The sequence below is a fragment of the Bacillus sp. S4 genome (genome assembly GCF_040838205.1).
Taxonomy (GTDB): Bacteria; Bacillota; Bacilli; order Bacillales; family Bacillaceae_G; genus Bacillus_A; species Bacillus_A cereus_U.
In genome coordinates, this window is sequence record NZ_JBFPJI010000124.1 from 1 (window position 1) to 9682 (window position 9682).

The window sequence follows — 9682 nt, forward strand, 5'->3', positions numbered from 1 at the left end:
AAAATACTCTTAATTTGTCTTGCAAATAACCAATTTTTCGTGCCGTAGTTATCATTCAGACTATCTAAACTGATAGATTGTCCGTTAGCAAACTTTAATTCTAACGTTGTATTTTTATCATTTGTTTTTAAGTTACTATTTGTAATATCATCATACTTTAATTTTCCAATCTCAATATACTCTTCCTTCTCTTCTCCGATAACGACGTGATCTTGGAAGAAGAACAATACTTCTACTTTCTTACCGAAACAAAATACGTTTTTCGTATAAATTAATGTCGCGTTATCAAGTCCGACACAGACTTCTTTCATCTCTTCAACAACGTTTCCTAAGTCTTCTTCGTTTCTTGCATTTGATTCAGCAATCCATTCTTCGATTGTATTCATGTTAATTGCCATACTGTGCCCCCTGGTTCGTTCATTGCTTTATTAAAAAATAAATACTATATGACAATATAAGCGATACGTACTATGTTTTCAAGGGTGAACGGTATATTCGAAATAAAGTGAAACTTTATTTATTCCCCTTTAACGAAAAAAATAGCACTTAAAAAGTGCTATTCCGCTCGCCTTGCTGCTTGTTGAATTGGATCCCAAACGCTGTTATATGGTGGTGCGTAACTTAAATCAACATCTTCTAAATCGTGAATGCTCATTTTATTGAAAAGTGCCATTGCGATAACATCAATACGTTTATCTACACCTTCTTCTCCAATTACTTGTCCGCCTAATAATTGTTTCGTATCGGCGTGATATAGTAATTTCAAGTGAAGTGGCGAAGCACTCGGGTAATAGCCCGCCATATTTGTTGAATCTACTTTGACCGTCTTATACGGGATGTTTAGCCCTTTCGCTTCTTTTTCATTTAAGCCTGTTCTTGCAAGCGTCAGATTCATAAATTTAATAATGCCTGTACCTAACGTACCTTTAAACGCTCTTCGTTTATCAACCATATTGAGTCCAGCAAGTCGCCCTTGTTTATTTGCGGTCGTTCCAAGCGGGATATGGTCATGCATTTCCTTTATTACATGGTAATGCGTTGCACAATCCCCTGCTGCATATACGTCTTGTACATTCGTTTGCATATAAGCATTTACTTCAATTGCACCTTTAGGATTTTTACGTATATTTGTCCCTTCAAGAAAATCAGTATTTGACTGTACACCGACAGATACTAAAACGAGATCTGTTTTATACGTACCTTTATCTGTTTCAATTTGTTCGACTCTTTCTTTTCCTTTAAACGCTTTTACATTCTCATTTGTTAAAATTTCAATATTATGTTTATCTGCTTCTTTATGTATATATTCCGCCATATCGGCATCATAAATTGTGCCAATATGATCGTTTCGCTCAATCATTCTTACTTTTTTCCCTAGTTCTACAAATGTTTCTGCCATCTCTAGACCAATTGCACCGCCGCCAATAATCGTTACGTGCTCAACGCTATTTGTTTGTAATGTGTCTACTATACGCTCAGCATCCGGAATTGTTTTTAAAAGATGAACACCTTGTAAATCTTTACCTTCCCAATCCGGCATAACAGGGCGTACACCAGTCGCAATTAATAAACGGTCATATGAAAATTCAAATACATCTTTCGTCTTCGTATGTACTGCATATACAATTTTCTTTTCTGTATCTACTTTTGTTACTTCATGACGCACTTTCGCATCAATTCCATATTTATCACGAAACGTCTTTACATCGCGTGCAATTAACTTTTCAGTAGAGGCGATAACACCACTAATCACATACGGTAATCCGCACTGAGCGTATGAATAGATTTCACCTTTTTCTAACGTTACAACATTTGCAGTTTCATCGTTTCTAACAATTTGCATTGCTGCACTCATACCCGCTGCATCTCCGCCAATAATGACATAGTTCACTTTACCACTCCTTCTTTTTTACATACTCTTTACGATTTCCATATTTTATAGAAATAACACCTACTTCCATTGTAAAGAAAGAGAATTTAATCTACAAATTTGGTACACAAGACTATGTGTTACTAGGTATCCGTCGTGTCTTATAAACAAGATGTTTAATATGCTATAATAGTTATAATTGAAAGTAGGTGAAATATACATGTGCGCAGGCCTTCTCGCCCAGCTTCCAGAGGAACCGCAAGAACCGAAAGCCGCCCTGTCGCTTGACCAAGAATTTTCCATTAACGCAACACTTTATAGTGCTCGCGCTTGGTTATCTAATGATGAGACTTTCGCACAAACTATTTGGAAAGGCTCTCGCTTCGCTTCAGCATCACACGCTGGCAAATCCATCTTACCAATCGGTACTGTTAAAATTTTGAACTTATCTGATGATACAATAACAGTTACTGCATCATCAGAATCAGATGATGCCCTCAAAATAGTCGTACCGCCTCGTTCTGAAGGTGTTTTAACATCTAGTGCATTATCTGATGTGCAAGCTAGTACATCAGGAGGAGCAAGTAAAGTCACATTCCTCTTTCACATCTTTTTCTCAAGGGATCCCGGTCCATCTAAACAACCATAGAAAAGGTACAGTAATATACACTGTACCTTTTTCATGCACTCTATTCTCTTGATTTAATCAGTTCAACATTATAAGATTCCACACTCGTTAACGTTCCCGTAAAATACGGATTTTCTCTATACCAAGACTGTTTTGAAAAATACGCTTGCATATCTTTCGTTTGAAACATATGTCCATGCCTTGCGTATATTTCATTTCTAGCAATTTTCAACTGTTCTTTCGTTAAATATGTTAAGTCCGTACTTGTTAATTTTCGAATATCACTATCAGGGAAGATGAAACCATTATATACATAATGAGTAGTAGTTGGCGGAGTGACATTATAAACAACTGTTTTTTCTGCACTTTTCTTTTGGAATGGAAGATTATAAGCCGAAAGTCCCGTTACCGTTTCTACCTTTGTCGTTTCCCTTCCGCTTTCTCCATTTCGTTCTAAATAAATCGCCGCACTTCCATCAGTCGCTATCGGTCCCCACCTAATTTCTTCTCCGGTCAACGCTGTAACTGGCTTTTGATTCACGTATAATGTCGCACCAGGCGCATTCGTTTGAACTGTAATATATTGCCCTTGCAGTGTTAAATCTATCGTTACATTATTTTGACTTTGTTTCATAAGTACAACCTTTTCCTCACGTAATAGTTTTACATAGTCATTTTTATATTCTGCTTGAAATACTTGAGTTCCTGGAAGAAACGGTCCATATTGCTTGTCAAACTTTTTATCATTTGTTTTATCAATTTCTTTTCCGTTCAATTTTAAAGATGTACCTTTTTCATTTGTAAGCAGAGTCGTATAATACGTCTTCGCTTTCAATTTATACCGATCAAATAAAACGAAATACTTCCCGTCTTTCGTTAAAGAAAAATCTGCTCTTTCTATTCCATCCCCTTGTTTTTCACCTTGCCTCAAATATTCTTTCAATTCATTCACGTAAGATGGATTTTCTTTTATATATGAAAATAGAGGCGTTACACTCTCTCTCGTTACAATAACGGCTGGATCATCTGTCGTGACAATCTCAGCTAACTTCTCTCCGTCCCTCTCTTGTAAAACAGTAATAATTCTCTCTACTTGCGATGATTGTGAGTAATATGAAGATCCATACGCATATAATCCGCCCAATACTATAATAAAAAATGTTAAAAGTGTAATTCCAATTATTGTCCCTTTGCTCATTTTTTGCTTCTTTACTACAGGATTCCCCCTCTTCGTCCCGCAGTTTTGACAAAATTGCACACCGTCTTCAAAATGAATCCCACACTTTGTGCATACATTCATCCGTTCAACCACCTTTTCGTTAGAAGCCAGTTAATCCCCCAGTAAAGGTTTGAATTATCGTGTTAATGTAAGACCAAAACACAATAAACGTTGCAATTCCAATTAAAACATTTGCGATAAGAAGTGTGTACACAGGATCTAATCCACCGTTATCTAGTTTTAATATAGCTACAATTATACTAATTACCATATACGTTGTAGCTATCCATAGTAATATTGGTAAGAAAAAGATTAATAAGAAACTAAAAAGAAAAGAAAGAACTAGTATAGCAATAGCTGGCGTCGCTATCGTCCCCCATATGCCGAATGCTTCAAGAAAAGAAAAAGATGATTTCATCATCTTACCACTTACAAAAATAATAAATCCGACAAATAAAGTTAAAATTAATAAAAAGAAAAAGACCATTACAGATTCTCCAAAGAAAGTAGGAGTAGATACATCCGGCACTAATGTCCTCGTAACAGTCGCCGCTGTGCTCATCATTCTATAAAAAATACATGCTCCTAAAAAGCAAATAAGCACAAGACTTACAATTCCATTTCGCACTTCAATATTTCCACTTTCCATAATGGCCGATGGTGATTTAAAAGCATTTTTAAAGAACTGAAAATAGCCACTTGCAAATTGTTTCGCCTGCTCTACCGTTTCATTTGGGCGAGTTTCCTTTACTTGTGCCGCGCTCGATAGTTGCCCTTCTTCCTGCACACCACTTACTACTACTTCTTCCGATAACGAATGTCCACAATTCCCGCAAAACTTTGCTCCCGCTGCATTTTCTGTATTACACGCCGTACATTTCATTCTCTCATCCCTCCTTAAGCATATACCTTATAGGGTGTTACAAATTCAATATATGACTTTGTACATAAAACATGACTACAAGAAAAAGAATATGAAATCCTTCTTTTAAACGAAACTATGCGTGCTAGTAATATAGAAAAATAATGTTATTATGAAACAGAGCAACTAACATTTTTAACAGATTGGATGAAGACAGTGGAATTTGTAAACTCGATTTTTCAAACACTCCTTACAAGCGTGATCCAATTATTTTCTTTAATTGGTGTCATCATTGTAATTGGATTTATATTAGGTTATTTAGAATCTCTCACACGAACGTATTGGTCGAGAGCTTTCGGAAGGAAAGGCTTTCTTTTGACTGCATGGATTGGTGTCCCTATTCATGAACTTGGACATGCAATTATGTGTCTATTATTTCGTCATAAAATTGTAGCAACGCAGTTCTTCCCAACAGATACAAGTCAGGGAGCTTTAGGTTACGTACAACATCAATACAATCAAAAAAGTATATATCAACGAATCGGGAATTTCTTTATCGGCATCGGCCCTATTATTTCTGGTATTACTGCCTTAATACTTTTAATGCGCTATTTCGTACCAGAGTCATATTCTTTATTTAATACGACTCTTGAAACAACAATTGCATCGACTTCTATTAACTTAGACATGATCCAAAACATGTTTTTATCAACATTCTTTTTATTAAAGAGCTTGTTTACAATGAGCAATTTATTAACCCCTTCTTTTTGGTTATTTTTATTTATAGCTATTTGTATTTCCGCACATATTGCTTTAAGTAAACCAGACATTAAAGGATCAATAGACGGCGTCATCGTCATGTTTATCATGTTATTTTTATTCAATATAATTGCAGGACTTTTTCAGTACGACAGTAACCAACTCATCGGCAAAATGATGAAATATAATATGTATCTCATTGCATTTTCTAGTGTGGCGCTGCTTTTCTCTTGTATTTCTACACTTGTGAGTTTTGGGTTTTATAAGATGAGAAGAGGGCGTTCATTGTGAACACCCTCTTTTATCTTTAGAAAATTATTTACCAGATTTAATAAGCTATTGAATCGGAATAGATGGTCCAATCCCTTTCTTTTCTTTACCTGAATACGGTACAAGTGCATATTTACCCACCGCTACATTAATTCCATCAAATCTACTAAAAGAAATGCCGCCATCTTTATTCGATATAACCGTCTCTTTAAATGTATGTACTTCTCCAGATTCTGATTCGATTTTAAAATAAATATTTTCATTTTCACTTTCTGTCACATCATAATAAATCGTTGTGGAAATCGGCGTAAAAACTACTTTTTTAACAGTTACTTTATTGCCATCGTATAAAGCAATTGTTTCATTTAATTCAAACGTCTGCTTCTCTTTCATCAACTTAGCTTGCGATACTTCAATATCAAATATCCATGGTTGCTCAATTACAGTATCTCTGTTGAATGTATCATAAGTAATTTCGATTTGAAGTGCATCAGTTTGTGGCATTTCACTTAACTCGATGGCACTGTAGATTGTAAACATAGAATCATTTACTTCAATTGACTGTGCATCCTTTGTATTAGAAAAATCACGGCCATTTATACGCACCTGTGGAATTAAAAATGTTTGATAATCAAACTTCACACCCTTTACTGGCTCAAATGTTGAACTAATGAGCAGTTTATTTTCATCCACTAATACCTCATTTAAAGTCAGTTTACCGTATTTATTTTCAGCAGTTTTTCCAATAGCCGTTTTATAGGGCGAATAGTCAAGTTGTTGCTGTTTATCAATATATTTTTCAATCAATCCTGCAATAAATGGTGTATTAGCTAAAGATGATTGTCCAAGCGGCACTGTAATACTGACAATTAGCATGCAAACCGCAGCGACTCCGAACCACTTTTTTGATTGTTTGTTTTTACGGAGCCTATTTTTCACACGCTTTTCCCACTGCTTTTCCTCTAGTTTAGTTAAGGTGACCTCCTCAAATTCTGTGATATCCAACTGAATATCATTTAACTCTTTATAAATAGACATGCCCTCACACTCCATTTTTAAAAATAAAAATCTGCTTGAGCTTTTTTCGTCCGCGTGACAGTTTGTTATGGATCCATGATTCTTTCACGTTAAGATGGGAAGCAATTTCACGAGACGGTACACCTTCTAAATAATACTTTTCAAAAATGTTACGCTCTGTTGCTGACAACTCACTAAGCAATTCCTGTACGTCTAAGAAATCGTTTGATTTTCTTTGTTCTTGATACAGATGGTCATTAATCTCCGTACAGACAGTTTGTTGCTGATTTCTCGCATTTTTCCGCTGATAATCAATTGCTCGATATTTAGCAATGGCTGCTATCCATTGTTTAAACGTATTTTTACTTGAATCAAATGAATCGATATGAAACCAAATGGCTAATAATACATCATCTAAGCATTCTTCATAATCTTGCTGATTACTCTGTACATATCTTTTAATAATCACGCTTAGTAAACCGCCGTATGTTTGAATAATAAACGTAACGCTTTTCTCATTACGCTTTTTAATTTGTTGCACAACATTTTCTTCCGTTATCTTCAAAGGTAGACCTCCTTGTCCTGCTAATTGGGTACCTACTTTCTAATACGAATAAAAATCAATAACCCTATCACCATTTTTTAATATTACAAACATAATTTCATCACTATATATCTTGTATACAATGAGAAGAGCTAGTCCATTTTGAACTAGCTCTTCTCATCAGTTATTTTTCTTATAATCACAATGCTCAACCGGAACACGAGCATGCCCTTCTTCATCCGTACACCATGACTGTGACTGAAAGGCAAGAAAAATACCAATCCACTCTTCCTTCTTCTCAAAATGAATGAGCAAACCACCGTCTTGCCATTTGCCATCATCACCTTGCCATTTCTCTACATTCCCTTGGTTCATATGAATATCATGTATACCATTTCCAGGTGTAAAGTGGAAATACGAATCCGGAACCTCTTCTTCTGGTCCCCACCTTTCACCAAACGCATAAATAATCGCCTTTTCTTCTATTGCTCGCTTTATATAACGCTCTATCTTTTCATTTAAATCATTATCAACTCCTGCTTTTTCAGCAGGTAAAGGAATCATTTGCTTGGAATCAAATAAATTACCTCTTACATAATCTAAAGCTACTTTCGGTTCATTATTTTTTATTTCTGTAAAACCGAACGGTAATGTCGGTAAAATATGAATCGCCTCTGATCGAATATCGTCGCTCGCAAAATATAAAACTTCTGACGGATAACTTTGCGATTTCACGTTAATTGCAATGCGATAATCTACTCCTGCTTCACCTTGTAAATGAACTTGATAATGAGGTGTTTTGCCTTTTCCAATCTTAGATTGTATAACTGTACCTTTTAATACACCGTAGTTTTTTAAGGGCATACCTTTCATCTCCTATTCATTTAGTAGAAGCTTTTCATATTTAAAACATTATCCAGTCATAAAGAAAATCCTCCTATGTTAGGAGGATTTTTAATTTCTCAATATATACCAAAAAATCACCTCTACCACTACAAGTAACACCGCACCAAAAATCATTAACGTCGTCTTCTTTAGTAGTTCGTTTTCACGATACGGAATATTACATAAATAAGCACCAAGTGTAATCCGTGATGGGCAAGCAATTGTCGCTACTGATGATGCGGTGTTTTGAAGTGTTGTGACGTATTGCCACGGAAGTGCTACGTTTTGTGCTGTTTGCATTTGGAGTTTAATAAACATCGCATTTGATCCTGCATTACTACCTGTTAAAAAGCCGCCAATTCCGCCAATGAATGGAGCAACGAAAACAAAAAACGTACCAAATGTTTCACCAGCTGTTTTTGCAAGTAATGAATGCATGCCTGATGCGCCCATTATTTCTGAAATCGCAATGAACATTGTCGTTGTAATTGCGAATGGAATCCATTGTTTTATCGTTTGCGAGAGTGATTGTTTAATAATATTAGATGGAATGCGGAAGAAAATGATTGTAAATAAACAAGTCATGGCGAGCCAAAACCCTGGCGAATATAGTAACTCTAATTTGTAAGAATATGATTTTAAATCGAGAACTGCATATGACCTGAGCAAATCATGTAATGCTGGAACGAGGCGAGAAAGTAAAATACAAACCGTTAAAAAAATATAAGGGCTAATAATTTTTATAATCGATACTTCTCTCTCCGTAGCCGCCGCATGTTCTGTTAAAAGGTTTTGCTCACCTTTTCCTTTTAATTTAATGATTAAAAAGCCAAATGAAATTGTAACGATAGAACTTAATATTCCTGCTAGTTCAACACTTACGTATGCGTTAGAAAGATAGATTCCGAGAGAAAATAATAGAAAGAATCCTATCCCTTCCTTCCACTTTTCTATAACTGCCTGAAAGCCACCGACAACGTATAAAGAAAGGATGATAAAGTATGCGAAAATCGGGATGCTTAATAATGCTGTATTTGTGCCAAGAGTCGTGAGTGGCATGTTAATAAGCTGAGAACCGATAATCGTACCCGTTGCCATCGCGCCCCATGAACTTGCAAGTAAACCGATAAACGAAAGTAGCACAGCTTGAAACGGTTTATAACCGAGAGAAAGAAAAATAGGTGCTGCGACCATAAAACCAATTCCGAACCCACTTACTGATTCAATAAGTGAACAAATTCCAAAACACATAAGAAGCATTTGTAATAATCGATCGTGCGTGACTTGTTCTAGAAATCTCGCTACTTGATCGATGTATCCCATTTTGTTCATGAGGTGAAATAAAAAAATACCGAAAAACAAAACGTATCCAACAATAAAACAAATTAACCAACCTTTAATCGTTGCATGTACAGTTTCACTTATCCCTAACCGAAATGTTGGCGAGAGTAAAACGATTCCGACAGAAACGGCATAAGAGATTAATGAAGCTCTTAATGACGTTTGTTTAAACAAAAACAAACAAATAAAAATCATCATAATCGGGATAAGTGCCAACAATATGGCCATGCTATCATCTCTTTTCGTAAAAAATGCAATTTTTAACTATTATATAACAGATATTGTAA

10 protein-coding genes are annotated in these 9682 nt (G+C 35.5%); 2 read left to right on the forward strand and 8 right to left on the reverse strand.

What is annotated here, in order from left to right; translation table 11 throughout:
- The coding region (locus AB3X48_RS13255; RefSeq protein ID WP_367959670.1) for a DUF3908 family protein at positions 1–398 on the reverse strand (398 nt) is incomplete at its 3' end.
- A gap of 158 nt (positions 399–556) precedes the next feature.
- Positions 557–1891: an FAD-dependent oxidoreductase gene (locus AB3X48_RS13260; protein ID WP_016104210.1), complete on the reverse strand. Its 1335-nt coding sequence runs from the start codon at positions 1889–1891 to the stop codon at positions 557–559.
- Between the two features lie 199 nt (positions 1892–2090).
- Here AB3X48_RS13260 and AB3X48_RS13265 point away from each other — a divergent pair, with 199 nt between their 5' ends.
- Entirely contained in the window at positions 2091–2519 is a 429-nt protein-coding gene (locus AB3X48_RS13265; RefSeq protein ID WP_016104209.1) for a hypothetical protein, read from the forward strand.
- Between the two features lie 40 nt (positions 2520–2559).
- On the opposite strand, the gene AB3X48_RS13270 is transcribed toward AB3X48_RS13265, so the two are convergent.
- Together AB3X48_RS13270 and AB3X48_RS13275 are read right to left on the reverse strand one after the other, a co-directional pair.
- On the reverse strand, positions 2560–3798 hold the full coding sequence (locus AB3X48_RS13270; RefSeq protein WP_256416065.1) for a TcaA 3rd/4th domain-containing protein: 1239 nt from the start codon (positions 3796–3798) through the stop codon (positions 2560–2562).
- A gap of 19 nt (positions 3799–3817) precedes the next feature.
- Positions 3818–4600 carry a zinc ribbon domain-containing protein gene (locus tag AB3X48_RS13275; RefSeq protein ID WP_256416066.1) on the reverse strand — a complete coding sequence of 261 codons (783 nt, stop codon included), beginning with the start codon at positions 4598–4600 and terminating at the stop codon, positions 3818–3820.
- Positions 4601–4795: 195 nt separating this feature from the next.
- Here AB3X48_RS13275 and AB3X48_RS13280 point away from each other — a divergent pair, with 195 nt between their 5' ends.
- Positions 4796–5629, forward strand: coding sequence for a hypothetical protein (locus AB3X48_RS13280; RefSeq protein ID WP_088098816.1), 834 nt, complete (start codon positions 4796–4798; stop codon positions 5627–5629).
- A gap of 45 nt (positions 5630–5674) precedes the next feature.
- On the opposite strand, the gene AB3X48_RS13285 is transcribed toward AB3X48_RS13280, so the two are convergent.
- The 4 genes from AB3X48_RS13285 to AB3X48_RS13300 all read right to left on the reverse strand — a co-directional run bounded on the left by AB3X48_RS13285 (position 5675) and on the right by AB3X48_RS13300 (position 9623).
- Positions 5675–6646: a DUF4179 domain-containing protein gene (locus AB3X48_RS13285; RefSeq protein ID WP_088098815.1), complete on the reverse strand. Its 972-nt coding sequence runs from the start codon at positions 6644–6646 to the stop codon at positions 5675–5677.
- 4 nt (positions 6647–6650) lie between these two features.
- Positions 6651–7190 (reverse strand): sigma-70 family RNA polymerase sigma factor, encoded by a 540-nt coding sequence (locus AB3X48_RS13290; RefSeq protein WP_088098814.1) that lies wholly within the window; start codon positions 7188–7190, stop codon positions 6651–6653.
- A 159-nt stretch (positions 7191–7349) separates the two neighbouring features.
- Complete coding sequence (locus AB3X48_RS13295; RefSeq protein ID WP_088098813.1) at positions 7350–8033, reverse strand: DUF2278 family protein; 684 nt, start codon at positions 8031–8033, stop codon at positions 7350–7352.
- Between the two features lie 90 nt (positions 8034–8123).
- Positions 8124–9623, reverse strand: coding sequence for an L-lactate permease (locus AB3X48_RS13300; RefSeq protein ID WP_088098812.1), 1500 nt, complete (start codon positions 9621–9623; stop codon positions 8124–8126).
- Positions 9624–9682 lie beyond the last annotated feature (59 nt).